The organism is Psychrobacter sp. NZS113, from assembly GCF_015864825.1.
In the GTDB taxonomy this organism is placed as follows: domain Bacteria; phylum Pseudomonadota; class Gammaproteobacteria; order Pseudomonadales; family Moraxellaceae; genus Psychrobacter.
The window spans coordinates 431,935-457,401 of record NZ_JADYWL010000002.1; the positions used below are offsets into that span (position 1 = coordinate 431,935).

General features: G+C 41.8%; 25 protein-coding genes. 7 read left to right on the forward strand and 18 right to left on the reverse strand.

From position 1 onward, the window contains the following. Positions 1-216: 216 nt before the first annotated feature. Complete coding sequence (gene ftsY, locus I6E61_RS04555; protein WP_227680899.1) at positions 217-1,128, reverse strand: signal recognition particle-docking protein FtsY; 912 nt, start codon at positions 1,126-1,128, stop codon at positions 217-219. 946 nt (positions 1,129-2,074) lie between these two features. Between ftsY and I6E61_RS04560 the strand changes: the two genes are divergently transcribed. The 3 genes from I6E61_RS04560 (at position 2,075) to I6E61_RS04570 (ending at position 5,578) form a co-directional block, all read left to right on the forward strand. Continuing rightward, positions 2,075-2,239 carry a hypothetical protein gene (locus I6E61_RS04560; RefSeq protein WP_197130520.1) on the forward strand — a complete coding sequence of 55 codons (165 nt, stop codon included), beginning with the start codon at positions 2,075-2,077 and terminating at the stop codon, positions 2,237-2,239. Positions 2,240-2,440: 201 nt separating this feature from the next. Continuing rightward, positions 2,441-3,964, forward strand: a complete 1,524-nt coding sequence (locus I6E61_RS04565; protein ID WP_197130525.1) for a pitrilysin family protein — start codon at positions 2,441-2,443, stop codon at positions 3,962-3,964. 54 nt (positions 3,965-4,018) lie between these two features. Further along, positions 4,019-5,578: a pitrilysin family protein gene (locus I6E61_RS04570; RefSeq protein WP_197130527.1), complete on the forward strand. Its 1,560-nt coding sequence runs from the start codon at positions 4,019-4,021 to the stop codon at positions 5,576-5,578. 80 nt (positions 5,579-5,658) lie between these two features. On the opposite strand, the gene I6E61_RS04575 is transcribed toward I6E61_RS04570, so the two are convergent. Continuing rightward, positions 5,659-6,228, reverse strand: coding sequence for a hypothetical protein (locus I6E61_RS04575; RefSeq protein WP_197130530.1), 570 nt, complete (start codon positions 6,226-6,228; stop codon positions 5,659-5,661). 267 nt (positions 6,229-6,495) lie between these two features. Continuing rightward, positions 6,496-7,413 (reverse strand): D-Ala-D-Ala carboxypeptidase family metallohydrolase, encoded by a 918-nt coding sequence (locus I6E61_RS04580; protein WP_227685671.1) that lies wholly within the window; start codon positions 7,411-7,413, stop codon positions 6,496-6,498. 291 nt (positions 7,414-7,704) lie between these two features. Here I6E61_RS04580 and rodA point away from each other — a divergent pair, with 291 nt between their 5' ends. Both rodA and I6E61_RS04590 read left to right on the forward strand, forming a co-directional pair. Further along, positions 7,705-8,847 carry a rod shape-determining protein RodA gene (gene rodA / locus I6E61_RS04585; RefSeq protein ID WP_197130536.1) on the forward strand — a complete coding sequence of 381 codons (1,143 nt, stop codon included), beginning with the start codon at positions 7,705-7,707 and terminating at the stop codon, positions 8,845-8,847. An 854-nt stretch (positions 8,848-9,701) separates the two neighbouring features. Next, complete coding sequence (locus tag I6E61_RS04590) at positions 9,702-10,316, forward strand: septal ring lytic transglycosylase RlpA family protein (RefSeq protein WP_197130539.1); 615 nt, start codon at positions 9,702-9,704, stop codon at positions 10,314-10,316. A 146-nt stretch (positions 10,317-10,462) separates the two neighbouring features. On the opposite strand, the gene radA is transcribed toward I6E61_RS04590, so the two are convergent. The 11 genes from radA to I6E61_RS04645 all read right to left on the reverse strand — a co-directional run bounded on the left by radA (position 10,463) and on the right by I6E61_RS04645 (position 21,697). Next, on the reverse strand, positions 10,463-11,899 hold the full coding sequence (gene radA / locus I6E61_RS04595; protein ID WP_197130542.1) for a DNA repair protein RadA: 1,437 nt from the start codon (positions 11,897-11,899) through the stop codon (positions 10,463-10,465). 563 nt (positions 11,900-12,462) lie between these two features. Next, positions 12,463-13,173, reverse strand: a complete 711-nt coding sequence (gene lptB / locus I6E61_RS04600) for an LPS export ABC transporter ATP-binding protein (protein ID WP_197130789.1) — start codon at positions 13,171-13,173, stop codon at positions 12,463-12,465. A gap of 146 nt (positions 13,174-13,319) precedes the next feature. Further along, positions 13,320-13,808 carry a lipopolysaccharide transport periplasmic protein LptA gene (gene lptA, locus I6E61_RS04605; RefSeq protein WP_227669241.1) on the reverse strand — a complete coding sequence of 163 codons (489 nt, stop codon included), beginning with the start codon at positions 13,806-13,808 and terminating at the stop codon, positions 13,320-13,322. A 172-nt stretch (positions 13,809-13,980) separates the two neighbouring features. Continuing rightward, the gene (gene lptC, locus I6E61_RS04610) at positions 13,981-14,565 is read right to left on the reverse strand and encodes an LPS export ABC transporter periplasmic protein LptC (protein ID WP_194196671.1); all 585 of its coding nucleotides are present in this window, start codon (positions 14,563-14,565) and stop codon (positions 13,981-13,983) included. After that, positions 14,562-15,128: an HAD family hydrolase gene (locus I6E61_RS04615; RefSeq protein WP_194196830.1), complete on the reverse strand. Its 567-nt coding sequence runs from the start codon at positions 15,126-15,128 to the stop codon at positions 14,562-14,564. Before I6E61_RS04615 ends, lptC begins: the two co-directional genes overlap by 4 nt. 65 nt (positions 15,129-15,193) lie before the next feature. Next, positions 15,194-16,186: an SIS domain-containing protein gene (locus I6E61_RS04620; RefSeq protein WP_197130547.1), complete on the reverse strand. Its 993-nt coding sequence runs from the start codon at positions 16,184-16,186 to the stop codon at positions 15,194-15,196. Positions 16,187-16,401: 215 nt separating this feature from the next. Beyond that, positions 16,402-16,935 (reverse strand): RNA chaperone Hfq, encoded by a 534-nt coding sequence (hfq, locus tag I6E61_RS04625; RefSeq protein ID WP_110923773.1) that lies wholly within the window; start codon positions 16,933-16,935, stop codon positions 16,402-16,404. 428 nt (positions 16,936-17,363) lie between these two features. Next, positions 17,364-18,542 carry a tRNA (adenosine(37)-N6)-dimethylallyltransferase MiaA gene (gene miaA, locus I6E61_RS04630; protein WP_197130550.1) on the reverse strand — a complete coding sequence of 393 codons (1,179 nt, stop codon included), beginning with the start codon at positions 18,540-18,542 and terminating at the stop codon, positions 17,364-17,366. A gap of 67 nt (positions 18,543-18,609) precedes the next feature. Next, positions 18,610-20,502 carry a DNA mismatch repair endonuclease MutL gene (gene mutL / locus I6E61_RS04635; RefSeq protein ID WP_197130553.1) on the reverse strand — a complete coding sequence of 631 codons (1,893 nt, stop codon included), beginning with the start codon at positions 20,500-20,502 and terminating at the stop codon, positions 18,610-18,612. A gap of 44 nt (positions 20,503-20,546) precedes the next feature. Next, positions 20,547-21,047 carry a tRNA (adenosine(37)-N6)-threonylcarbamoyltransferase complex ATPase subunit type 1 TsaE gene (gene tsaE / locus I6E61_RS04640; protein ID WP_197130808.1) on the reverse strand — a complete coding sequence of 167 codons (501 nt, stop codon included), beginning with the start codon at positions 21,045-21,047 and terminating at the stop codon, positions 20,547-20,549. 29 nt (positions 21,048-21,076) lie between these two features. Next, on the reverse strand, positions 21,077-21,697 hold the full coding sequence (locus I6E61_RS04645; protein WP_197130556.1) for a 6-carboxytetrahydropterin synthase: 621 nt from the start codon (positions 21,695-21,697) through the stop codon (positions 21,077-21,079). Between the two features lie 453 nt (positions 21,698-22,150). On the opposite strand from I6E61_RS04645, the gene I6E61_RS14285 reads away from it, so the two are divergent. Continuing rightward, positions 22,151-22,273, forward strand: a complete 123-nt coding sequence (locus tag I6E61_RS14285) for a hypothetical protein (RefSeq protein WP_264753840.1) — start codon at positions 22,151-22,153, stop codon at positions 22,271-22,273. A gap of 76 nt (positions 22,274-22,349) precedes the next feature. Here the strand turns inward: I6E61_RS14285 and I6E61_RS04650 are convergent, their stop codons facing one another. The 4 genes from I6E61_RS04650 to I6E61_RS04665 all read right to left on the reverse strand — a co-directional run bounded on the left by I6E61_RS04650 (position 22,350) and on the right by I6E61_RS04665 (position 24,061). Next, positions 22,350-22,682, reverse strand: coding sequence for a YnfA family protein (locus tag I6E61_RS04650; RefSeq protein WP_197130559.1), 333 nt, complete (start codon positions 22,680-22,682; stop codon positions 22,350-22,352). Between the two features lie 20 nt (positions 22,683-22,702). Continuing rightward, complete coding sequence (locus I6E61_RS04655; protein WP_265091278.1) at positions 22,703-22,840, reverse strand: hypothetical protein; 138 nt, start codon at positions 22,838-22,840, stop codon at positions 22,703-22,705. Beyond that, complete coding sequence (locus I6E61_RS04660; RefSeq protein ID WP_197130563.1) at positions 22,821-23,282, reverse strand: isoprenylcysteine carboxylmethyltransferase family protein; 462 nt, start codon at positions 23,280-23,282, stop codon at positions 22,821-22,823. The genes I6E61_RS04655 and I6E61_RS04660 overlap by 20 nt, the downstream gene beginning before the upstream one ends. 146 nt (positions 23,283-23,428) lie before the next feature. Beyond that, on the reverse strand, positions 23,429-24,061 hold the full coding sequence (locus tag I6E61_RS04665; RefSeq protein ID WP_197130565.1) for a hypothetical protein: 633 nt from the start codon (positions 24,059-24,061) through the stop codon (positions 23,429-23,431). 339 nt (positions 24,062-24,400) lie between these two features. Between I6E61_RS04665 and htpX the strand changes: the two genes are divergently transcribed. Further along, positions 24,401-25,315 (forward strand): protease HtpX, encoded by a 915-nt coding sequence (gene htpX, locus I6E61_RS04670; protein ID WP_197130568.1) that lies wholly within the window; start codon positions 24,401-24,403, stop codon positions 25,313-25,315. The last annotated feature ends 152 nt before the right edge of the window (positions 25,316-25,467 follow it).

Genomic DNA, 25,467 nt, shown 5'->3' on the forward strand with positions numbered 1-25,467 from the left:
TCCCAATTGTCTTAAAAATGACTTACTAGGGCGTGTCTTCAATTCACTCGATAGTCATCTAAACGGGCTAAAAATGGCTAAATCTTGCCAAACATCGTCAAATAGCTGGTTAATATCCCGATATCATCTGCGCTATTTTTCTTGTTTGACGGCGATTTATCTCATTTTTATCACCATTTTTGAAATAAAGACACGTCCTAACTAAAAACAGCTATTTTATTCTTTATCATCAGTCTCGAATAACGCAGCAACAAACTGTTTCGGACTGAAGGCACGCAAATCATCAATCGACTCACCCACACCAATATAGCGAATAGGCACATCCGTCGTTTCAGCAATATTAAAGACTACGCCACCTTTCGCCGTACCATCTAACTTGGTAATCGTAATGCCGGTCAATGGTACGATTTTATTAAATAGCTCTACTTGGTTAATCGCATTTTGCCCTGTACCAGCATCAAGTACAATCATGCCTTCATGCGGTGCACTTGGATCGGCTTTACGCATGACACGTACGACCTTCTCTAGTTCCGCCATCAAGTGAGTTTTGTTTTGCAGACGACCAGCAGTATCCGCGATTAGCACATCGATGTTTTTGGCTTTGGCAGACTGCATGGCATCAAAGATAACAGACGCACTATCAGAGCCATGACCTTGTGCTACTACTGGTATGTTATTACGCTCACCCCATATCTGTAACTGCTCTGTCGCAGCAGCACGGAACGTATCACCCGCTGCCAACATGACTGATTTACCTTCACCTTGCAAGCGCTTGGCAAGCTTACCAATCGTTGTTGTTTTACCCACACCATTGACACCAACGACTAGGATGACAAACGGTTTTTTGGTGCTATCAATCACTAAAGGTGCGACTTTCGGGGTTAAAATATCGACCAGCTCACTTTGCAATGCTTTATATAATGAATGTGCATAAATCAAATCACCACGGGCAGTCTGCTCGGTTAGGCTTTTGATAATACGATTGGTTGCATTCACCCCAATATCGGCAACTAGCAGCTGATCTTCAACTTCTTCTAATAGCTCATCATCGATCTCTTTGCCACCGATCAAGATACTGACCATACCTTCAGCAAGATTTTTACGTGACTTACTCAGTCCCGTTTTCATACGGTTAAACCAACTGCCTTTTTTATTATTTTCTTGGCTCTCTGCTGATTCTGGCGCTGTCTGAGTTACCGCTTGCGAATTACTTGCATTACTATTGGCATTGCTACTTGCAGCGCTTGCAGCTGGTGTATCGCCTAACTGATCCTGCAACGGCATGGTTGGGACAGTAGAAATGCTACTAGGTGCCTCGACTTTGTCTTTATCAAATGTCTCACTGTCAATTGGTGAACCCAGAGCGATATTGTCTGCTGCATTGGCAACAGCATTGATACTTGGTACTTCTTTATTTACCGTACTGTCTCTTTGCGATGCTGCAGCATCAACAGTCTCATCGATAATAGGTACAGATTGTGCCGATAGACTGGGTAAGGTTATATCGTCGTCATCCAAGTCATCAAGATCTCCATCGAGGTTAATGACCACACGGCTATTATTGTTTGGGTTATTCATAAGCTTGCCCTAAAAGTTATCACGATCAGTTATTTGTTTATTTTGAATAGATTTATCGGTCATGATGTTTTGACCATCGCCATGACTGACAATTTTCGCCTAGTTTAGCATAATTCGAGTGGCGCTCAGCCCTTACCGTCATAGACTATCATCAAAAATTATTCGCCTAGAAGAGGATGCAATCCGCTTAGCAAGCTTCGCTTAAGATTTGGACACAAAAATCTGACCTTGCTCATGCTAAACTTCACCTACTCTACTAGGGCATATCCTCAATTCAAGTGATTGTCATCTAACTGGGCTAAAAATGGCTAATTTTGCCAAACAGCGTCAAATAGCTGGTTAATATCTCGATATTAACCAGCTATTTTCTCATTTGACGGCAATTTATCTCATTTTTACTTCCATTTTTGAAATAAGGACACACACTAAGTCTTATTGTGGAATTTACGGTTTGTTTGACCACTGCTCATCCAACACTTACTTTTAGGAATTATCTATGTCCTCACTACTTAACACTTATAAAAAATATGGCAAAAAAATAGCCAATATTAGCGCGGCTACATTATTAGTGACCGTCGCACTATCAGCCACAGGATGTAACACCACACAAGGTTTTAAGCCGACTGCCAGTGTCATGGTCGGAGCCAACACATCTTTGTAGTGACTTCTGTAGCCGGTTCCATATAATTTGGATACAAGGAAGACGAGTGAAAGTGCTACAAGTAGTAGACTACACAAGACTGACATCGTATCCAATGTATAGAGGATTGGCTCTATCATCACAATTAAGTTTGATATACTCGCTCATTACCTTATAAATCGTCAGTTCACAAGTTGCCATTTTATATAAGTAGAACATACCATGACACTATCTTTATCCTCTTCACTACCATCCTTTTTACCACTACCCAAAACCTCACTACGCATTGCCTGTACTATAGCGATGATGACGACTCTTGCCGCTTGCCAAACCAATGCTATCGACTCGAATCCATTGTCTACGGTTCAAAGCCCAGTAACTCAGAGCACATTGAATCAAGATAAAGCAGGTCAAAACCAAACGACAAATGATAACCAGTCATCATCACTAACCATGGATATGTCAGGTCGACATGAGTATCAGTTAGAGAATGGTCTAAAAATAGTGGTAAAAGAAGACCATCGTGCACCAGTGGTCATGTCTCAGATATGGTATCGCGTAGGCTCAACAGATGAGCCAGCCAACAAAGGCGGCATCTCACATCTACTTGAACATATGATGTTTAAAGGTACTACTAACGTGTCAAGTGATGATTATGAGCGCTTAATTGCGAAGTTTGGTGGCGTCAACAATGCCTTTACGAGCTACGACTATACAGGTTATTACGAGCTGTTCCCCGCAAACAGATATCCTCTAGCGCTTGAGCTTGAGGCGGATCGTATGAAAAACCTCGTCTTTAATGAAAAAGAGTTTGTCAAAGAACATCAAGTTGTCATGGAAGAGCGCCGTCAACGTACCGATGACAACCCACTGGCAAAAGCATACGAGTCATTTCGTTTACTCGCATTGCCTGATAGTCCAAAAGGTGAATCCGTCATCGGCCCTATGAGTGAGATTGAATCAATCACACTACCAGAGCTCAAAAACTGGTATCAAAAATGGTACGCACCAAACAATGCAACCTTAGTCATCGTAGGTGATGTCGATCCTCAAGACGTGTTGGCTCAAGCCAAACGATACTTCGGTGAGCTAACCCCAAGTAATTTATCCAAACGTCCGACTGTTAGTCAAAAAGGTTTCCGTGGCTATCAGAAAGTCGACTCTGAGCAAGCCGTACAAGTACCTGTTTTATTAATGGGTTATAACGTACCCAGCCTCGTCACAGCAGATAAAAATAATGAAAAACAAGCATATGCGCTCTCACTTGCTCAAGATGTATTAGATGGCGGCTTATCTGCTCGCCTTGAGAGTCGACTAATACGTGAGCAAGGACTACTGACTACAGTGGGAACTTCTTATGATTTACTCGATCGCGGTGATGGCCTATTCTTGATTCAAGCAACTCCACGTGAAGGCGTGAGCTTAGAACAAGCGCAGCAGGCCATCATGACTGAGATAGAGAAGCTAAAAACTGATCCAATTGCCGCCGATGAAATCAGCCGTGCCAAAACCAATACGGTGACCGGGCTTGTCTACGCACAAGATAGTATGGAAGGTCAGGCACGTATGATTGGCTCGTTGCAGTCCATTGGACTAGATGACAGACTGCTTGCTGAGCTACCCGCCAAACTTGATGGCATCTCGATCACTGATATACAAACCGCCAGTAAAAAATACTTAGTAAAAGACAATTTAACGGTCATGCATATCATCCCGCCTAAAGACCAAGTAAACACAAAAAAATAATGGTGTGGTAATTGCGCCGATCATAAAGACGTTACTATTAATAAGAAGAAAACCATGACTCAAAATAATGACTTGTTGCAGACAAGAAGAAAACCTCTAACTCATGCACGAATACCAATGCAACGATCAAACGCCGCATCTAAAAAACTATCTAATCTAGGCATAGGCGTATTGTTCGGTATGACGATATTGACAATGCCAGCACAAGCGGACTCAGCGGCTACTGAAGAATATCGCGGCTCAGCGGCTGCCGTAGATACGAGCGCACCCATTGCAGCACTATCAAAACTGACGAGTCTAAAAGATGCCAAATCTTTAACCGTCAACGTACCGACGATTCAGCAGTTCAAAACCAAATCGGGTGTACCTGTACGCTTTGTACAAACAACAACATTACCAATTGTCGATGTCGATTTACGTTTTAATGCGGGTAGCGCACGTGATGGCAGTATCCAAAAAGATAGCTTTGGTATTGCTAATATGACAGCCACCATGCTGACTCAAGGCTCTAAAATCTTGGATGAAAATAAGTTCACACAAGCAGTTGAAACATTGGGTATCAATCTAGACAGCAGTGCCTATAAAGACATGTTTATCGTCTCATTGCGGAGCTTATCTGATGATAAACATTTGCTGCCTGCCATCGACTTAATGACCCAGATGCTCAGTGAACCTGCTTTTGATGATGATATTTTAGCGCGCAACAAAGCACGATTATTGGTCGGTTTGCAGCAGCAGAAACAAGATCCAAATAGCCTTGCCAGCATTGCCTTTGATCAGGCGCTATATGGAGAGCACCCCTACGCTCACCCATCCGCTGGTACGCTTGAAAGCGTCCCTAATATCGGCAAACCACAGCTGATAGATTTTAAAAATCGTTATTTAGTCGCGGCTAATGCCTCACTTGCTATGACAGGAAACCTAACCTTAGTACAAGCGAAAAAATTGGCTGAAGATATCACTGCCGAGCTACCGACAGGTCAGGTAGCACCTGAATTGCCTGAGCCAAAATCACTAAGCCAAGCAAAACACATTCATATTCCATTTCCAAGCACCCAAACTACCGTACTGATGGGCCAATTGGGTAGCAAACGCGCTACCAATACAAAAGATCAGCAGCAGCAAACCAACTTTGCTGTCGGCAACGAAGTCATGGCTGGCGGAGATTTTAATGCACGGCTGATGACTGAAATCAGACAAAATCTTGGCTACACCTACGGCATATCAGGATCTATGAACCCAATGCTTGCAAAAGGCCCATATCAGATTGGGTTTTCAACTCGTAATGATAAAGCTCGTGCTGCCATTGATGCCAGCTTAGAGGTTATCAATGACACTTTAGATGAGGGTATTACCAGTAGCGAGATGCAGCTGACAACAGATGGTCTTAAGAATAGTTTTCCAATGGGGTTTGCGAGTAACGCGGGGATTAATGGTTTGCTTGGCATGATGAATTTCTATCAGTTACAAGACAACTATCTGACTAATTACATCAACCGTATTGACCAAGTAAAGCTATCAGAGGTCAATCAAACAATGCGCGACACGCTAAAGCCTGATGGTTTTTTGATTGTCACTGTTGGACAGGATGACCCTTGGAAAGATAAAAAGTAGCTATTTAACTTAAGAGCGATGCCAAAAATAGTATCGTTCTTAACGTTTATCTTTAGTGATAAAGACAGTCAAGAATGTATTTAGTTGGCAATCGTTACGGCAACGTCATAAATAAAGTTTTCAGGTTTATAGTTTGCTCCATTGTAAGCCAGCCGAATCACGTGCTTGTCGTAAGAGCTTACTTGATAATCACCGTTGGCGAAGTTATATAACGTAGGTACTATTAACAATGCTTCGATTTGACTATTATTAACTTTGACTGAAATATTCTGACCTTCTTGTGGATATAAAAAATAATCACAATAATCATTTACCATAACTTCTGATGTACGCTTAATAACCTGACTGCCTACATCCTCTTGTATCAGCTTTGGACAGACATCTGAACGTTGTGAAGCCAATCGAGCATAAGAGTTTCGAATATTGTTTTCAATCTCTTCCGCTTCTTGTAAGGTTTTATCCGCATTGTTAGAAGGCGCCTCGGTCATTGGCATACTGTCCTCAAAAACAGAATCCGGACTGCAACCACTGATAAATAAAAGCGAGAATATGACTGAACCAAATAAAACGATGCGCTTGTTATTTGACTGCAAGAATGTTTTGGTTGGTTTGTAGGTATTATTATTTTTTGCTGAGTACTGCTTTTTCATAAATTCTACTTATAATAAATTTCTTACAAAAGTATGGAGTTACTAAGATTGACAGGCGAGCTTTGCAAGCTGTCTAGCGACTCAATCCAGAGGTCAAATAAGTGGTACTTTTAGTTATGCGAATATATTTTATCAACATATTCGTTAATACCAAAAAAATTTATGACTCATGCGTTTATTTTTTACCTCTAAACCATCCTATAGTTGAGCTTCTTTCTACTACTGTCAGCAAATACTTATTTGTTATTCTCATCACTGATAGTCACTCTAATAACGACAAGGAGAGCCACTACTCGCATGGTTGAAACCCCACTTACGATAGCCATCAGTATCTAAATGAATGGCGCCCGTAGCATATAGCCCTAAACCAAAATTATGAGATTGTCCTTGATATTGCCAGAACTGGCATAGTCCATCCTGCATCGTACTACGCCGCCATAAGTTGTCTTCATACTCTGGCACCCAAATATCCATAGCACTGGCATTCATGTGCTTGCTACTGTCAGCGCCACCCGCACAGTCATTGAGACCAGGACTACGATATACCGAACGTATCTCACTACTTGTAGGTAGGATGCCCTGCTGCTTAAGCTCACTATACAGACGTAACGTCGGTACAATGTTTGCCCATAATTCCTGCGGAGGCAGTTGATAAGGCTCATAGCCACATTTACTCCAGCTACGAGCAGTGGTCAATAACTGCGATAGCGGCGGTACGTTTTTTGCACCCACTTGTGAGCCGAGATAACGCTGATACTCTGCCACTTGTTTGGCACGGTAACTGTTGTTATTCAGCCATACGTTAAAGTCCATACTAACGGCGTCATTGTAATCATTGTTTGCTGCGTCCTGTCCTTCATGATTGTGCTCCGTGCCATAAGTAGGACGCCGATTGATATTTACACGTTTGTTTTCTTCGATAGATAGACGGGCATCCAAGTTAAAATCACGCTGTTTTTGAGTAATCAGTCCGCGCATACTATCGCCATTGGTAGCGTTTTCGCCACTCAGCATCGTAACACCAGGACTGTGAATTGAACCATTTGTAGAAGGTTCAATGTAGACATTGCTACTACTACCTTGACGTACCTGTATTCGACGTTCACTATTGTCACTGACAATAGCGGCATTAGCCGTAATACTACTAGCGTACAAGACAAGTAGCGCAAGAACAGGCTTATACATCTGCCTACAACTATGGATTTTTAAGTTATTCATTGCAAGAATCTACCGCTAAAAACGTTTTATCGATACTATCAAATTTTCGGCAAGCAAGCTAAACTATCGCCTCTAATCAGAGGGGTGATATTCGTAATTAACACTTATCCTCATAATTTTTATAATCATGTGACTTTATTGCTTAGGTGTTACTTTTTACGCAACATTGCCCTAGTGTAAATAATATATCGTACTCTCTGAATCTATATCATTAGATAAAAATTCCTTTTTACACCAATTGCCAGACTCACTTTGCCTATGTCTTCTAATCCGCAGTATCGTTTTTCACGTCAGAGCCATCATTTTGGCCAAGGTCATGCACCGACGTTATGGCAGCGTATTCATATCGACCCATGGTTAACCTTGCTTTTATTGACGGTTTGCTGCATTGGTTTGACGATTTTATATAGTGCTGCAGGCCAAGACGTCAATATGGTCATACGCCAGATGATCAGCTACGGTGTGGCCTTTACCGTCATGTTTATCATGGCGCAGATACCTCCTAGTATCTATCGTACCTTTACGCCTATATTTTATGTGCTTGGGCTCATTTTATTGGTGCTCGTCGATATTATCGGTGAAGTACGTATGGGTGCTCAGCGGTGGATCAATTTACCTGGATTTGGTAGTGTACAGCCGTCAGAATTTATGAGACTTGGCATGCCGATGATGTGTGCTTGGTTTTTGTCCAAACGTGAACTACCACCATCCGCTTCTAGTATCGCTATCACGTTGGCACTAATCATAGTTCCGGTCTTACTGATCGCTAAAGAGCCTGACCTTGGTACCTCGCTATTAGTAGCAGCCAGTGGTATTTTTGTATTGTTTTTGGCAGGTCTGTCTTGGCGACTGATTTCAGCAGCAGCCATTTTAGCAGTGCCTCTTGTCGCCTTCGCTTGGAATTTTCTATTACATGACTATCAGCGTACACGCGTAATGACACTGCTCAACCCTGAGGCCGATGTTCAAGGGGCTGGCTGGAATATCATTCAATCCAAAACCGCAATTGGGGCTGGTGGCCTCACAGGAAAAGGCTACTTAGAGGGCACACAGTCGCACCTACACTTCTTGCCAGAGGGTCACACAGATTTTATTATTGCGGCTTTTTCTGAAGAGTTTGGCTTGCTAGGTGTGTTGCTATTGATGTTTATTTACTCTTGTATTCTAATGCGCGCCTTATATATTGCCTTTACCCACCCTGATGCCTATAGCAGACTCTTGGCAGGTGCGATTGCGATGTCTTTCTTTGTTTATATATTTGTCAATGTCGGCATGGTCGGTGGTATTTTACCTGTCGTTGGTGTTCCACTGCCTTTTATCAGCTATGGTGGTACCGCTATCGTGACACTAATGGCAGGCTTTGGGCTTTTAATGTCTATTCATACCCATAAGTCAAGTTAACGCTAATCTATCAAAAATACTTAAAAACAACTGGAAGGGGTAAGGAGAGATAAACTAGAAAATACCCCTTCTATCCAATCTTTTAACTATTAAGTTAACGGATTAAAGTAGTGAATTTAGACAGCAACAAGTTTGAAGACAGCGAAGCATGAATAATCAGATATTGATTAAAACCAATAATTTTTAGTATTTAATTATTTCAGTGGAAAATATATACAGCGCCATAAAAAGCAATTAAATACGTTATCAAAATACCCATAAATAGTTGATATAAATAATATAAGTATCCATCCTTTCTCTAATACCTTTGCTAAAAATCCCACCTTCGTAAATAGTACTGATAGATTTTAATCCTTGTTTTTTACAAATAATTGCGTTAACCTCGTTCAAATGTACTTGGATACATAACCCGTACAGAGCTACTAAAAAAGTTTTCATTCAATTATATTCTGGTTGTAGCTCAGCCGTATAGTAAGCAGCTGATAGGTTTTGAGCTTTCAAATACACTACTTAATTAACGGTTTAGCTACAAAGTTATACGTAAAGACATTTATTAAACAATAGGTTCAGTACTTAACTATCTTATTTAAATTATTTGTTTTACTAGTATCGTTGACTATCATTTGAGCGTGTCATAAGTACCTTCAGTTAAGTGACTGTAACCGACTTATGATAATGAAAAATTACCCTATATTAAGATCTATAAAAGCCCTATCTGGTATTAACTATTACATAAAAATCAGATGAATAATGCGGCTTCAGAGTGTATGACACAGTTAAGTTGAACAGATACTGTCACACTCTATCTAATATGATTAGAGTTAGGTTTTAATGTACACGTTATAGAGGTATCTATGAACAAGCGTTTATCTGGTTTACTTACCGTCTCAGCAGTATTGTTTGCTGGCTCTGCAGCCGTTACTAATGCAAATGCTGTAGAATCAAAAACCTCCCTTACGATGGTTTCACAAGATAACGCCTCCCATATCGATCGTGTGCTTGGTGAGCTTAGCCGTCAACATGATGGTGCATCAAGTTTGGTTAAGTCAGCACGTCAACCTACTTCATTAGCGCTTAGCAGTTCGCTATTGGCCAATGATACGACTCAAGTAAGTAATGATGAAGATGTACTAGAGCGTCTGACAGCTGTCGCCTCCAATTCAGTCAGCAAATTTAAGCAGACTGGTCTAGCTTCTTGGTATGGTCGTAAATTCCATGGTCGTAAAACAGCCAGTGGCGAAACATTTGATATGAATGCATTGACGGCTGCCCATCGCTCATTACCATTGAACTGTTATATTAAAGTCACCAATAAGACAAACGGTAAAAGCGTCGTGGTAAAAGTGAATGACCGTGGTCCATTCCATGGCAACCGTGTATTAGATTTATCTTATGGCGCTGCTAAAAGCCTAGGTATTACGAACAAAGGGGTTGGCAACGTTTCTATCGAGCGTGTGTCAGGACCATAGTTCTGCCGCAATAGTTCTGCCCCAGACTTTATCTAAAAGATACGTCAAAACCTGATACCTATATCAAACAATAAAAAGCGCCTAACCATGATGAGTTAGGCGCTTTTTTATTTAGCTCAAATTGACTATATTGAAGATATAAGACCTTACAATTCAAATGCGCTTTCAATCGCATCATCAAGCCGCTCTACAGCAATGACATTAATACCTTTAAACTGAGGCGCATTCTTAGCAGGCGCATTCGCCTTTGGAATGATGGCATGCTTGAATCCATGCTTCATCGCTTCTTTTAGACGCTCTTGACCATTAGGTACAGGGCGAATTTCACCAGAGAGTCCTACCTCACCAAAGACCGCCAATGAAGATGGCAATGCCCGTTCCTTAATGCTTGAGGCACAGGCCAACAATACTGCTAAATCAGACCCTGTCTCTATGACTTTGACACCGCCGACCACATTGACATATACATCTTGCCCACTGGTATGAATACCACCATGACGGTGCATGACCGCTAACAACATAGACAGACGCTGAAAGTCTAATCCTAATGCCATCCGTCTAGGTGAACCTTGCGAATCATCAACTAAGGCCTGTACTTCTACCAATAGAGGTCTTGTACCTTCGCGACTGACCATGACAACAGAACCAGCCACAGGTTTGTCATAGCGACTCAAAAATATCGCTGATGGGTTGGCAACTTCTTTGAGACCCATGTCAGTCATACCAAAAATACCCAACTCATTAACCGCACCGAAACGGTTTTTTACAGCACGAATCATGCGAAATTTAGAGTCTGACTGACCTTCAAAGTACAACACTGTATCTACCATATGCTCGAGTACACGAGGTCCTGCTAGTGTGCCCTCTTTCGTCACATGACCCACTAAGAATAGTGCGGTGCCCGTTTGCTTAGCATAACGAGTCAAAATAGCTGCAGACTCTCGAATCTGACTGACACCGCCCGGTGCAGAGTTGATCGCATCTGTATAAATCGTCTGAATAGAGTCAATAATAGCAATCGCTGGCTGCTCTTGTGTCAAAGCTGCACAAATTGTCTCCACATTGGTTTCAGCGAGTACGCGCAACCTATCTGCAGGCAAATCCAAGCGTTTGGCGCGCATGGCTACCTGCGCAAGTGACTCTTCACCTGTCACATACAGTGCACTTCCTGCCAGTGAGTCAGCACGTGCCATATTAGTCGCCGTTTGCAACAGGATAGTCGACTTACCAATACCAGGGTCGCCGCCTATCAGTACTACAGAACCAGCGACCAATCCACCACCCAGCACTCGATCGAACTCACCAATACCCGTAGGCAGTCGCGTGTCTAACGTTACGCTGACCGCGTTGAGTGGCATGACCGCGCTATGCGTACCTGAATAATTACCCGCAGGTGTACCAGTACTACGAGAAGCAGCACGACTGGCATTAGGCTTGGCTGTACTTTTATTATGATGTGGCATGCTGACATTAGGTGCTTCGACCAAGCTATTCCACTCGCCACAATCGGTACACTGCCCTGCCCACTTGCCAAAATGCGCACCGCAATGCTGACAGACATAACTGCTCTTATTTTTTGCCATAATTTATGAGCCTTATTCAGGTGTTCAATCAAAAATAACTGAGAAAATATCGTGGCACTTTTATGAGTGCTAGTTAGAGGTAAGTATTGGTTTGAGAATGATTTAGAGATCAATCAGTCATAATCATGATGGACTATGCATAATAGAGGTGATGGCATCAAATATAGTCAAGTTCAAATAAATCCGCTACACCGTCATCCTCGCTAAGCATACTAATGTATAACTTGCACTCGGTTTCCTTGTATCGAAATTATTTGAATTCAACTATAGAATGATGTTCTAGAAATAAGAAAATTAGCGATAGCAGTAGCTGGCTGAAGGCATCAATTAAACCTTTTGATTCTAGCAACCAGCTTAAATATTAGGGCGTGTCCTCATTTTAAAAATGGTGATAGAAATGAGATAAATCGCAGTCAAACAAGGAAAATAGCGCAGATAATATCGAGATATTAGTCAGCTATTTGACGCCGTTTGGCAAAATTTAGCCATTTTTAACCCATTTAGATGACTATCGATTGAATTGAGGACACGCCCTAATGTGGTATATATGAAAAGGTATCGGTTTATACCTGAAAATCCTTACCTAAATAGACGGATTTTACTAGCTCATTGTCTAAGACTTCAGCCGAAGTACCTTCCGCAATGATGGCGCCCTCTGAAACGATATAAGCCTTTTCACAAATGGCCAATGTATCGCGTACATTATGATCCGTAATTAAAACCCCAATGCCACGATTTTTTAGGGACAGAATAACGTCTTTGATATCACCAACAGAGATAGGATCAACGCCTGCAAAAGGCTCATCTAATAAGATGAATTTTGGGTCAGCTGCCAATGCGCGTGCAATTTCACAGCGACGACGCTCACCACCTGACACACTCATTCCCAAAGATTTTCGTACATGCTCTAAATGAAATTCACCGATTAACTTTTCAAGCTCTTGCTTTTGCTCACTTTTAGTTAACTCTTTACGAGTTTGCAAAATAGCTAGGATATTATCTTCGATAGACAATTTACGGAAAATAGAGGCTTCTTGCGGTAAATAGCCAATACCTGCACGAGCACGCTCATGCATCGCATACTTAGATAGGTCCATTTTTCCTAACGTCACACGGCCTTTATCCATGTTAACCAGACCCACCACCATATAAAAACTAGTCGTCTTACCTGCACCGTTGGGTCCTAACAACCCAACAACTTGTCCTTGTTCAACAGAGAACGAGACATCTTTTACGACCCAACGTTTACCATAGCGCTTACCTAGATTTTGCATCGATAATCGCTCAGCAGGTACTATATTATTACCCGTGGCTGGAGAGTCTATATTTTTACTATCACTCATAACTTACTCATACTGTTGAAAAATCTAAGCACTGGTGCAGGCTGGTTAGTATATTGGTACATAGACGATTTAACGTCTTAGCGTACGCCACTTTGGCTGCTGCCACTACTGGGCGGAAATACCAATTCTACTCGCTGATTACCACCAGCAGTTGCCTCAACATCGCCTGCTTTTAGGCTATAACGAATGACATTACCAGCAAAACTTGCACCATTCTGAACCAACTTGGCATTACCTGTTAAAGTAATGATGCCGGTAACCGCATTATAATCGATCTTGCTGGCTTGGCCTTTTGCTAAGCCTTTTTCTTGAGTCACTACCTGCTGCATAGTCGCTGGACGTCCGGTCGCTACGGCTGAGTTAATACTACGCTGCTGCGATAAGTTGACAGTGATATTGTCCGCTGTCATCTTAAACGTACCTTGAGTGATACTGACATTGCCTGAGTAACTGGTCACCCCTGTACGCTCACTATAAGTCGCTTTGTCAGCCAGCAGTTTTATTTCTTGATTAGAATCTGATGGTAGTGCATGGCTGTAAAGTGGCAATGCTAGCAGCATGACCATTGGTAACTTGCGCAGTTGGCGCAGTTGGCGCAAGCTATGTACTTTTGAATTTGAGCGCAAAGTAGGCAAAAATTTAGATTTCATAAAATCACTCGTTTTATAATGGGTAGTAGAATTTGCAAACTTTGTGCTAGCTGCTGTCTTTTAATATAAGCAATAAGCACAGTTATCATTAGAACAATGCTTTATCTTGGCGTTCAGAAGGGGTAAAAGCAACAGCGACGTGGCCAAACTCATACTCACCTGTTTCAAGATTGGCAGTCATACTAGAAGCTTCAAAACGATTCATCCCTTGCACAACCTGAACAGGCTCGTCACTATATACTTTACCTGACTTAGTATTACCTTTAAGGGTACTACCTGTGACTTTTATTGGCTCAACCTCAGACGCGTCTTTGTTGCCTTCACTAACAAGTGAGAAGCCACCTGATAGACTAAGCTCACCTGTCTCTTGACTGATAGCAGCCGTACCTGCTTCAATACGATAGCGCTGTTCAGCGGACGGCTCCCAATTCATAATGATACCTGACATTTCGTCCAAATTGGTCTCTGGATTATGCGTCAAGGACTCAGCTGTCAGCTCATACTCAGTCTCACCTTCATCGTTAGTCTGTACCGCCTTAATTTCTGTTGCCTCATAATCGACATCAGTGGGCGCCATACTAACTGGTGGCGCAACATCACCCTGCTGCTGAAAAAACCAACCTGCAATACCAGCAATAATTAATGCAATAATTACTAAAACACGAGTATTCACGACAAATCATCCTGAGTTTTTACTTCATCAAGCGTATAGTGCGCAATAAAGTCTTGATAGTGTCCATGACCCTTTAAGATGAGATCACATATTTCACGTACAGCGCCAGTGCCACCTGCACGAGTCGTGACCATATCGCTTCGATTGATTACTTCCGCATGTGCATTAGGGACCGTGGCAGAAAACCCAACCGTTTGCATAGCTTTAATATCTGGTAAATCATCACCCATATAAGCACAATCAGCTACCGTAATATTGAGCGCTGGATCAAGTGTTGATAGTAGCTCATTCAAAGCAATCAGCTTATCGTCACGCCCTTGTACCACATAGCCAACACCCATCTCGAGGGCACGCTTATCAACCATAGCGCTGCTACGACCAGTAATAATAGCTGTTAAGATGCCATAACGCGCTAAAGACTTAACACCAACACCATCATGAACTGAAAATGCTTTGGTCTCGATACCATTGGCATCATAGATGATTTGACCATTTGATAAGATGCCATCAACATCCATTACCAGTAATTTTACCTGTCCAGCTTTTTTGATTAAGTCTTGCATCATGTACCTCTTGCTTAACGCTACTTATTAGATTTTATTATGATAAACCGATAATACCAGTCTGCTTACTTTACACCAGCTTGCAACAAGTCATGTACCGTAATAATCGCTTCTAAACGATCTTCGTCATCAATAATTAACAACTGACTGATGCTGTTTTCGTTCATCACGCTAAGCGCATCTGAGGCACGCATAGATTTACTAATACGGCGTGGATTGCTGACCATTACGTCACCCATCGGCGTTTGTAAATCGATACCTTTTTCTAGGCCACGACGCAGGTCACCATCTGTAAACACGCCAATGACTTTATCACTATCATCAGTCACCACTGTCATACCTAAACGCCCAGCAGACATCGTAAATAAAGCTTCTTGCAGTGGAGCGTTCTGATGAATAAGTGGCAGATTCTCAGACTGAGTATGCATTAAATCTTCAACTCGCGTTAGCAGCTGACGACCTAGTGCACCTGCCGGATGCGACAATGCAAAATCTTCTGAGGTGAAGTTGCGAGCATGTACTAAAGCAACCGCCAAGGCATCGCCAAGAGCCAAAGTGGCCGTGGTGCTCGAGGTAGGTGCTAGATTAAGAGGACAAGCTTCCTGAAACTGACCAAGTGTCAATACGGTATCAGCGGCACGAGGCAGCATGCCACGCTTATCACGGCTAATGCTAATCAGTGGAATATTTAGACGCTTAACGACAGGTAATAGCATCTTGATTTCATCAGACTCACCAGAGTTAGAGATAGCAAGTAACACGTCACCTTTTACCAACATACCCAAATCACCATGTCCCGCTTCACCAGGATGCATAAAAAATGATGGTGTACCAGTAGAGGCAAATGTTGCCGCGATTTTACGGCCAATCAGCCCTGACTTACCCATACCGGTCACTACAACTCGACCCTGACAGGCCAAAATAGTATCGCAAGCTTGTGCGAATCTATCATCTATCTGTTCTGTCAATAATGTTAGCGCAGATATTTCTGTATTAATCGCTTCGATAGCTCTACTGATAAACTGCTTATGGGTCAAATTAGCTTGGGTATTATCCATGAAAACGCTCTATTTTTATAATAAATCAATCAGGTATTTTACTATACTATGACTAATATTAGTAACATTAGGCAAAACCTATCGATAGCAATTAAAAGCCACCTATTGAATTATTATTATGTGTTTATTTATACAAAAAAAACCCACTATAGTAGCAGGTCTTAATCTAATAAGTCATATCTTAACGATGCAGTTGCGGCAATGCATTGAAAGATTTAACCATTGTTATCATTAGATCCATCATTTGGCTTATCTTCAAAGCCTGCATTGTCTGCTGGATTCTCAAACCCACGATCTTGACCAAATCCACCACGCTCAAAACCACGCTCTTGACCTTGACCAAAGCTACCGCGTTCAAAACCGCGCTCTTGGCCTTGGCTAAACCCACCACGGTTAAAACCACTACGGTTAGATGCAAAACCACGCTCTTCAAAGCCACCCGTACTAGCAGGGTTACTGCCACGCTCGAAACCACCACCTTGATAAGCCGTTGGTGCTGCGCTTTGAGGTTGTTGGGTGCTAGTGCCAGTTGTCGTGCTACTACGAGGATTTCGAGCTGGCACTACGGTTGAGATAGCATGTTTGTATACCATTTGACTAACGGTATTTTTAAGCAAAACAACATATTGATCAAATGACTCAATCTGGCCTTGCAGCTTGATGCCATTGACCAGAAAAATAGAAACAGGAATGCGATCTTTACGCAGCGAATTCAAGAACGGATCTTGTAAAGTTTGTCCTTTTGACATGAAATCTCTCCTAAATATTATATAGTTATGTTTTGAGCGCCAATTATTTTAAGTGTTGATTTAATTATAATGGCTGAAGGTAGATACAATAATAAGCTATCTTTATAAAACGTATCTAAATAAACCCTAATTGTTGTCAAGTGATTCCACTTTATCGTGAATACATTATTATTGTAAATAATTAAGTAACTACTTGTATCACTGATGATTATTTCAACGAGCATCAGTAACTAGCAATTAGGAAAGTAGTGTTAAAGCCGTTACTTTCATAGATTTAAATTATAACAGTTATCCACGTTATAATTTGAAACTAATTGTCACTACTTTCTAATGGCTGTGTAAATCCTGTTCCTATACCAAATCTTAAGTACATTACGCTTTGCCCACAACCTATCTTTGAGCTAATAGACTAATCGTACAAGCAATTTTTAGTATAGATACTCTCTTACCTCTGCCATCGTTGTAAATGTCTTTATGATAATACCCGTGTCTACAGAGGTATTCTCATCATTAGGCAAATCAGGTGTATTTATCACCTCTGTCGTGGCATGAGGCAATTGCATGACTTTACGCAACCAAGTGTACTGCCGTTTTGCCAGTTGTCTTGTAGCATATAATGCCTTATTTTGCATTTGCTGACAAGCAAGCGCCTCGGCCTCTGCACTGGGCGGTAATGAGTTGGCTGATAGCTCAGCCGTATTATTTAATTTTACTTGTCCATCTACTGATTGTGAATATTGTCCAAAAGCATCGTAAAACTGTGCTTTATCCAAATGCGGCAATTCAAATATCGGATGATTAATGTGTACCAAGTACTCCAATACTTGTCTATAGCCAACACAGCGCATAGCAGGCAAATTAGGTGTTAATGTATATTGCTCAAGTAAACCAATCACTTCAGCCACTAGCCCTTCATCCCACATTATATCTAGACGCTGAGCAATACGCGCATGCAGCCATGGACGATCCGGCATAATTGTCAATGCATGCCACTGCTGATTGGGATTATGTGCCAGTGCTTGTTTAGGCTGACGTTGCCAGTCACTGATGGGGATGTTTGTTTGCAGATAAACTTCAACCGCTCGGGTAATGCGCTGAGTATCAGTTGCATTAAGGCGCTCATGACTTATCGGGTCAACTTGACCAAGATAATCATACAATGCTTCAATATCTTCCTCTTGCCGCCACTGCTCCACACGTGCACGCACGCTATCATCACTATCAGGCACAGGTGATAGTCCATCAAGTAGCGCCATGTAATACATCATGGTGCCGCCCACTAATAACGGTATCTTGCCATTCTTATGACAGTTATCAATCAAACTAGCGACATCTGCGACAAATTCCGCAACACTATAGCTCTGTGTCGGATCAATGATATCAACCAGATGATGCGGATAACGTGCCAGCTCACTAGCCGATGGCTTTGCTGTACCGATAGTCATATCACGATATATCAGTGCTGAATCTACTGAAATCAGCTCGTAGCGCCCTGTATCATATAGCTCATATGCCAATGCAGTTTTGCCACTCGCGGTTGGCGCCATCAAGCACACCACGCTATTATCTGTCAGCTTATGAGATAAACCATCAGACGAATGTCTCATAGAATTGCCTTTAATCATTATTTATAGGTAAGTAATATTTATGTGTCAGTAAGGTGTGCTACCGAACCTAGCTTGGTATTTCTTCAGGGGTAGATAAAAGCATCAATGTTACTAGGTGACTGCTACTGATTGCCTTGATAGAGTTTTTAATTAACAACGCTTCAATATCTGTTATAAATAGCATCAAGTCTTGCGTAGACATCTGCTGGCTCATGGTAATAAGCTGCTGATTTATTTCTCTCGCACTAATGATATGCTTATCGTGCGGCAATACATTACTGCGCAGTATCTGTGATTCAAACAGTTGGTTCAACTTTGATTGCCAATCCTGTTCTCCAATAAGAAAGCACTGTGCTTGGTGGAAAAACAACAACCAAGGTAAGGTCTTATCATCAACATTTTTAGCAATATCATTGCCAAGTGCTAATTTATCTAAACCACTAATAACCTCTAAGCAAATTGGTAGAGGTCTCGTTCCTACCAACACACCATTAGAAATACTAGTACGCTGACTGATAAACTTATTGCTACCTAATTCTGTCTCTGTTGAATATTGAGATTGAGACATTATCTGGGTTGTCTGACTGGCTGGAAGCTCATAGGATTGCTTAGCAGTATTTACCTGCCTACTGCGATTCTGAGATACAACACTGTCGTAAGGCTGATCGGTAGCGACAACTTCTACCTCTTCACCACTTATCAGCTTGTTATCTTCTATTAGTGGTTTGTCAAATTTTGCAGGCTGTTCGTTTACTTCGATATTTTTCAGCTGAGACTGTATCGTATGGTTTAAATGCGCCATAATATTATTTAGCGGGCTAATCTTAATGCGCTGTTTCGATGGATGCACATTGATATTGAGCCACTGGGTTGGTAGGTCAAAATAAAGTGCGTAACCCATACCAGTTAATTGCGCACTCTGAGCCAATTGACGGAGCTGATTATTAATCAATGCTTCTTTAACCAGTCGACCATTCACATAGATTAGCTTTGGTAACGCAGCTGACCCCTTGGCTTGCTGCTCGTGATATATAGGCCACAACCAACCGCTGATACTTGCTTGACTACCAAAGCTATTATTATTGGCGTACTCCATCGTCTGTTGCATCAGGCTAGACAGATCAATCGTGACCTTTATGGCGTTATCTATTAATGAAATACCCGTGGCTTGCTCAAGACGTGATAACGGCAGACGGCTAGCATTTTCGTTGCCGTTTCTATTAACCCTTATCGTGCTATCATCTATATCCACACTATTTGAAGGCATTGAACCTACAGATAGTGACGTTGAAGACCATATATTTGAAGACAGGGTATTTGAAGACAATGTATCTGAGGATAGAGACATGCGTTTTTTATTGTCATGAAACAGCGTCAGCGACACATCTGCTCGCGCCAAAGAAACTTCTCGCACGATGGTCTCAATATGCCCAAACTCAGTCGCAATAGATTTCAAATTACCGCGACGGGCTGGCACATTGAAATATAAATCTTTGACAGTAATCGTCGTTCCGCGATTGTGTACGACAGGTATTAATTTTGGTGTATCAGCCAAGACACCAGCAACCTGTAACTGACGACCAACACCACTATCATCATAACTACTCGTCAGAGTCAAACGGGACACTGCAGCCGTTGCCGCTAGCGCCTCACCGCGAAACCCCAAAGTGGTGATGCCGTGTAGATTAGCGACATCAGCGACCTTACTGGTTGCGTGACGAGTAATTGCCATGACCATATCATCGGGATGGATACCAACACCATTGTCTATGACCTCTATCATACCCATGCCACCTTGGGTAATATGCACCTCTATATTGGTAGCACCAGCATCGATGGCGTTTTCAAGCAACTCTTTGACCACAGCTGCCGGACGCGTCACTACCTCACCCGCGGCTAATTGATTGATTAACAATGGCGACAGTTTTTTGATACGTGTATTAGCGTAATTATCAGACATGAATAAGCATCATATATTTTGGACTACAGGCATTTTGTATGACATTAAATTTTGAGCGTTGATAAATCTAAATCTAGCGCTTGTCCTGCTTTCGATAGTCGCAGCTCAACCAAACGAGATTCTTTACCATGATTATCACCATCACCTTGGGTCATATCGACAAATAACGTGGGCGCCGGTAGATAGCTATCAGCACGGCTTGCCCATTCGATAATGACCAGTGCATTTGGCTCATCCAGATACTCATCAAACCCAATAAAAGATAGTTCTTCTGGGTCTTGCAGACGATATAAGTCTGCATGATAGACCGGTTTAGTTGTGCCATCACTTTGCTGAATACTATAAGGCTCTACCAAGGTATACGTCGGGCTTTTTACTGCCCCTGTATGACCGAGCGCTTGCAGCCAATAACGGGTCAACGTGGTCTTACCTGCACCCAAGTCACCTGCCAGCCACACACTGCCCGTCAATGGTAAATTAGCCAATTGCTGCGCCAATGATTGAGTGTCTTGCTCAGATTTCAGTATCAATGTTTGCGAGTATATGCCGTCTTTTATAGATTCATTAATCTGCATCAGTCTGAACCTACCTGTACCTGCTCTGTCTGTACTTGCATGGTCACTGATGGGTTGATAAAGCGCTCGCCGCGAATCAATTTTGCATACAGTTCAGGGTCATGCCATTCTTTAGAAACTTGGTCACTGAATGCAAATTCTTCCAAAACCAGTTTGCCCATTTGATCATTGGCCACATCATCAGCGAAACACTGCGCATAACCCGTTGCTGTTTCGTGGGCAATCACTGAATAAACGCTGACATCCGACTCGCCGTTTTGCATTTTAGTCTGACGCAAAATTTCTTGCGCCCAAAAGAAGATAACGCGTGAGAATTGCTCTGCTGACGGTGATACTGGCAAGCTTATCCAGCGCGCACTGAATTTTTTGCAAGCATCAATATATTCAGGATCGTCTTTATTCCAAAAACAGATAGCATGATCGAAGCTGTCGATGATGTCTTTGATCGAAGACTTTAACAAACCAAAATCATAGACCATCTGACCGTGATCTAAACGCTTAGCTTCTAGAATCAGCTCAATCTGATAGCTGTGACCATGAATCGAGTGCTTGCAACGCTCAGAGCTACAATTACGAACGATATGGGCATTTTCAAATTTAAAAAGTTTACGAATACGCATAATAATTTTGACCAAAACAGTAAGCACCATCGTGCTAGATATTAATATCGTCAAATCCACATAAATCCGCTACATTGTCATCTTCGATAGGCACACTAATGTATAGTGTGTACTAGACTTCTTTGTATCAAAATTATTTGAATTCGACTATAAATAAGGGTTTGCCGCGTCTATTCATCGGCTTGTCGCTCATTATAGCAAATCGCCATGTATCCGTAAGTAAGCACTTATGAATACTCATATTTATTATACGAATTGACATGACGCAATTTTAGCTAATAGGAGCAATCCATTTAATCGTAGGTGAATTGTGCGCGTGCTATCTATTAGCACCTCTTCAGCCTATACTCAATCCAGTAAACGGCTATGTTGGCCGTCATTATAACGGCACTGCCTCAAACCAGCTCACTTTGGCTTAGAGAATGGCATGTGTTATATAAAAAGGAAACTACCATGAGTAAAGGTCAAGACAGTAAAAAGAATGTAAAAAAGAAACCACTTTTGACAGCAAAAGAAAAGAAAGCGGCGAAACAAGCTAAGAAAGAAGACAACGGCAGTATCCTAGGTAAACACTAATAGTAAATACAACAATATGCCAATCAAGCTTAACATTTTGATTGGCATTTTTTTTGTGTTAGCTACTAATTTTTAATTAGCCACTGCGCGGTGCAAACATAATAATCGCCATTCCTATCAGTGCAACTATCGAACCCAAAATATCCCAAGTGGTTGGTCGGATACCATTCACCGTCCACAACCATAGAATTGCCATTACAACATATACCCCACCGTAAGCGGCATAGACTCTGCCCACAGCCGTCGGATGCAATGTCAGCAACCATACAAAAGCTGCCAAACTCAGTACAGCAGGTATCAGAAGCCAGATTGACTTCCCTTCTCGCAGCCATAGATAAGGGAGGTAGCAACCGATAATTTCTGCTAATGCGGTAAGCGCAAACAGCCCAACGGTCTTTAATTCTGTCAAAACTTACTACTCCTCACCCACTACTCTTCAATCGTGATAAATCCAGTCAGATACTGTACGGCATTACCAGAAACCAGCACCCTATCCTCTACAACTGTGCAATCGAGCACCCCACCGCGACTGGATGCTTGATAGGCCTTATATCCACCTTCGTACACTAGCTAGATAAGCCTGATATTCTCTGCCAAAATTTTGTGTCATTATTCTTTCTTCTGGTTGAATTTGAAAGCGTGTCATATAAATCATAAAAACAGGCACTAGCACAAATGGCAAAAAATGAGACAGATAGAATGCCCAACCTAATAAGATAAGCACCAGTCCTAAATACATTGGATTGCGAGTATATTGATAAATACCGAATGTTACTAAATTCGTAGATTTTTCGGGCGTATGCGGATTAACAGTGGTTTGTGCTTTTTTAAATTGAACCACACCCATAATGCCACTGCTCAACCCTATGATACTCAGAGCAATCGCAAACATATTTTTTCCATCAAAATAGAACTGTAGACTTGGTATGATTCTAGAAGCACCATACATAACAGCTGCTGTAATAATGACTTGCGCTACAGGTGGAACTTTGAGCTCTAGAGCGTTCATGGTTAGACCTTCTCTATTTCTAATGAATATTATGGTGGTATTCCACAAAGCATACTAACAAGGAAAGTTAAGAAAATACCCTTTTTACGTTCTCTCGTTTTACAAAGGTTTTAAAGCATTAATAATATTTCTACATTTTTTAAAGATTAATCTTGGTCTTCATCTTCAGAGAAGTCAAAATAAAGGATATTTGACCAGAGTCCAAGGCCGAGATCGTAGATAGCTTGTTCTGGATTATTCGCGGACAATGCTTTTGGCGGTGTTGAGCGACGACCGAACAGTCTTTCCCAGAATCCAATAGGTTTAGGCTGCTCGCTCACTACTGGCGCAGGCAATAACAGTGACTGGTATGCTGCTTCTATCTCAGGCTGCAGGTTCTGCACTTGATTGAAAAGTGCCAGATTTTGTGCTTCTACTGGCGTCTCACTCATCTCAAAAATCTCGCCACACTCCAAAATAAAATACTGATTTTGGTTCTCTGGCATTTTTAAAAATTCAAGTGCCTCTGTGATTGGGACCTGAGCAGCAGGTAACGTGATACTTGCTAAGAATGCTTCAAGGTTTTGCACACCACTAGTATAATCCCCAATGAGAGCAATTTTTTCAGGGTTGTCCCAAATCACTGATAGACAGGCTTGCGGATTACCAGAGAGCAGAACTTTAAAGACGATTGGAATGTCATAATTATATTCTGAAATACCAGTTAGCACACGGCTACTATCATCTTGATTTAGTTCGGGGATAGTATTGGTCGAATACAGATAACTACGGTTCGCCATAATAATCACTCCAATTTATAATAATTAAATCAATCGCCATACATGCTTTTGTTTACAATAGTATGTAAGACCGTCCATTCGATAGTCGATGTAAGCGCCATTGTCATTATCCAATATACCCTGATTAAAATGACATGACAGTCAGAATCACCGTAAAATCTATCATATAGTTGAATTCAAATAATTTCTATACAAGGAAGCCGAGTGCAAGTGATACATTAGTATGCTTAACGAGGAGGATGATGTAGCGGATTTATATGGACTTGACTATAGCAAATAAACCTCTTAGAGAGAGCTCTACCGAGGTCATACCGACACTTTACATAGGAAGTTAGCGTCATGATGCGTATTGGATTATTTTTATTAACCAACTTAGCAGTGATTGTGGTATTTAGCATTGTGTTCGGTATATTGTCGAGGTTTTTTGGAATTGGTGGTGTGCATACAGCAGGTGGGCTGAACTATGTCAGCCTTGCTATTATGTGTGGTATCTACGGTATGGTTGGCTCGATAGTATCGCTGTTTCTGTCAAAGTGGATGGCTAAGAGATCAACTGGTACGGTCGTCATAGAATCTCCACGCAACGCTACTGAGCAATGGCTGGTCGATACGGTTGCCAAGCAAGCACGGGCGGTAAATATCGGCATGCCTGAGGTTGGTATTTTTAATAATTCTCAGCCAAACGCCTTTGCGACTGGTTGGAATAAGAATAAAGCGCTAGTGGCAGTATCGTCTGGCCTACTACAGAATATGAATCAAGATGAAGTCGAGGCAGTATTGGCGCATGAGATTGGTCATGTGGCCAATGGCGATATGATCACGCTTGCCCTTATCCAAGGCGTGGTAAATGCTTTTGTGATGTTCTTTGCACGAATTATCGGTAGCTTCGTTGATCGTACTGTGTTCAAAAATACCAGTGGTCGTCCAGGAGTTGGTTATTTCATCACCAGTATTGTAATGGACATTTTGCTTGGGTTTTTGGCGTCTGCCATCGTGATGTGGTTTTCACGCTTACGTGAATTCCGTGCGGATCAAATGGGTGCAAAATTGGCCAGCCGTGAAAAAATGATCAGTGCGCTTGATGCGTTACGTCCTTCTGCACAGCGTCCCGACCAAATGCCTGAGAGTATGAAAGCGTTTGCAATCTCGTCTGGGCAAACTCAAGGCTTTAGTATTGCAAACCTATTCCGCTCACACCCAACGCTTGATGACCGTATTGCGGCGTTGAGAGCGTATAATCCTAGTGAGGCATAATTTTATTTGCTGCTTTAAGTGTAATTTATAGATTAATTTTATAGTCTATAAGTTACGTTTTAATGTGAATGTAATACGTTGAAGCCTTGGTTACGGAGATATAAGTCTGTTTTAATTGAGACTTTTATTTGATACACAATATCCATCAGATA

Excerpts from the sequence above, each read along its gene's own strand:
- I6E61_RS04590 (WP_197130539.1), top strand. The coding sequence starts at position 9,702 with ATGAACAAGCGTTTATCTGGTTTACTTACCGTCTCAGCAGTATTGTTT.
- lptB (WP_197130789.1), bottom strand. The coding sequence starts at position 13,173 with ATGCAAAATCTAGGTAAGCGCTATGGTAAACGTTGGGTCGTAAAAGAT.
- I6E61_RS04645 (WP_197130556.1), bottom strand. The coding sequence starts at position 21,697 with ATGCGTATTCGTAAACTTTTTAAATTTGAAAATGCCCATATCGTTCGT.
- I6E61_RS04620 (WP_197130547.1), bottom strand. The coding sequence starts at position 16,186 with ATGGATAATACCCAAGCTAATTTGACCCATAAGCAGTTTATCAGTAGA.
- I6E61_RS04615 (WP_194196830.1), bottom strand. The coding sequence starts at position 15,128 with ATGCAAGACTTAATCAAAAAAGCTGGACAGGTAAAATTACTGGTAATG.
- I6E61_RS04575 (WP_197130530.1), bottom strand. The coding sequence starts at position 6,228 with ATGAAAAAGCAGTACTCAGCAAAAAATAATAATACCTACAAACCAACC.
- I6E61_RS04565 (WP_197130525.1), top strand. The coding sequence starts at position 2,441 with ATGACACTATCTTTATCCTCTTCACTACCATCCTTTTTACCACTACCC.
- rodA (WP_197130536.1), top strand. The coding sequence starts at position 7,705 with ATGTCTTCTAATCCGCAGTATCGTTTTTCACGTCAGAGCCATCATTTT.
- I6E61_RS04570 (WP_197130527.1), top strand. The coding sequence starts at position 4,019 with ATGACTCAAAATAATGACTTGTTGCAGACAAGAAGAAAACCTCTAACT.
- I6E61_RS04665 (WP_197130565.1), bottom strand. The coding sequence starts at position 24,061 with ATGGCGAACCGTAGTTATCTGTATTCGACCAATACTATCCCCGAACTA.
- I6E61_RS04660 (WP_197130563.1), bottom strand. The coding sequence starts at position 23,282 with ATGAACGCTCTAGAGCTCAAAGTTCCACCTGTAGCGCAAGTCATTATT.
- radA (WP_197130542.1), bottom strand. The coding sequence starts at position 11,899 with ATGGCAAAAAATAAGAGCAGTTATGTCTGTCAGCATTGCGGTGCGCAT.
- lptA (WP_227669241.1), bottom strand. The coding sequence starts at position 13,808 with ATGGTCATGCTGCTAGCATTGCCACTTTACAGCCATGCACTACCATCA.
- mutL (WP_197130553.1), bottom strand. The coding sequence starts at position 20,502 with ATGTCTGATAATTACGCTAATACACGTATCAAAAAACTGTCGCCATTG.
- hfq (WP_110923773.1), bottom strand. The coding sequence starts at position 16,935 with ATGTCAAAAGGACAAACTTTACAAGATCCGTTCTTGAATTCGCTGCGT.
- I6E61_RS04560 (WP_197130520.1), top strand. The coding sequence starts at position 2,075 with ATGTCCTCACTACTTAACACTTATAAAAAATATGGCAAAAAAATAGCC.
- miaA (WP_197130550.1), bottom strand. The coding sequence starts at position 18,542 with ATGAGACATTCGTCTGATGGTTTATCTCATAAGCTGACAGATAATAGC.
- ftsY (WP_227680899.1), bottom strand. The coding sequence starts at position 1,128 with ATGAAAACGGGACTGAGTAAGTCACGTAAAAATCTTGCTGAAGGTATG.
- I6E61_RS14285 (WP_264753840.1), top strand. The coding sequence starts at position 22,151 with ATGAGTAAAGGTCAAGACAGTAAAAAGAATGTAAAAAAGAAACCACTT.
- htpX (WP_197130568.1), top strand. The coding sequence starts at position 24,401 with ATGATGCGTATTGGATTATTTTTATTAACCAACTTAGCAGTGATTGTG.
- I6E61_RS04580 (WP_227685671.1), bottom strand. The coding sequence starts at position 7,413 with ATGTATAAGCCTGTTCTTGCGCTACTTGTCTTGTACGCTAGTAGTATT.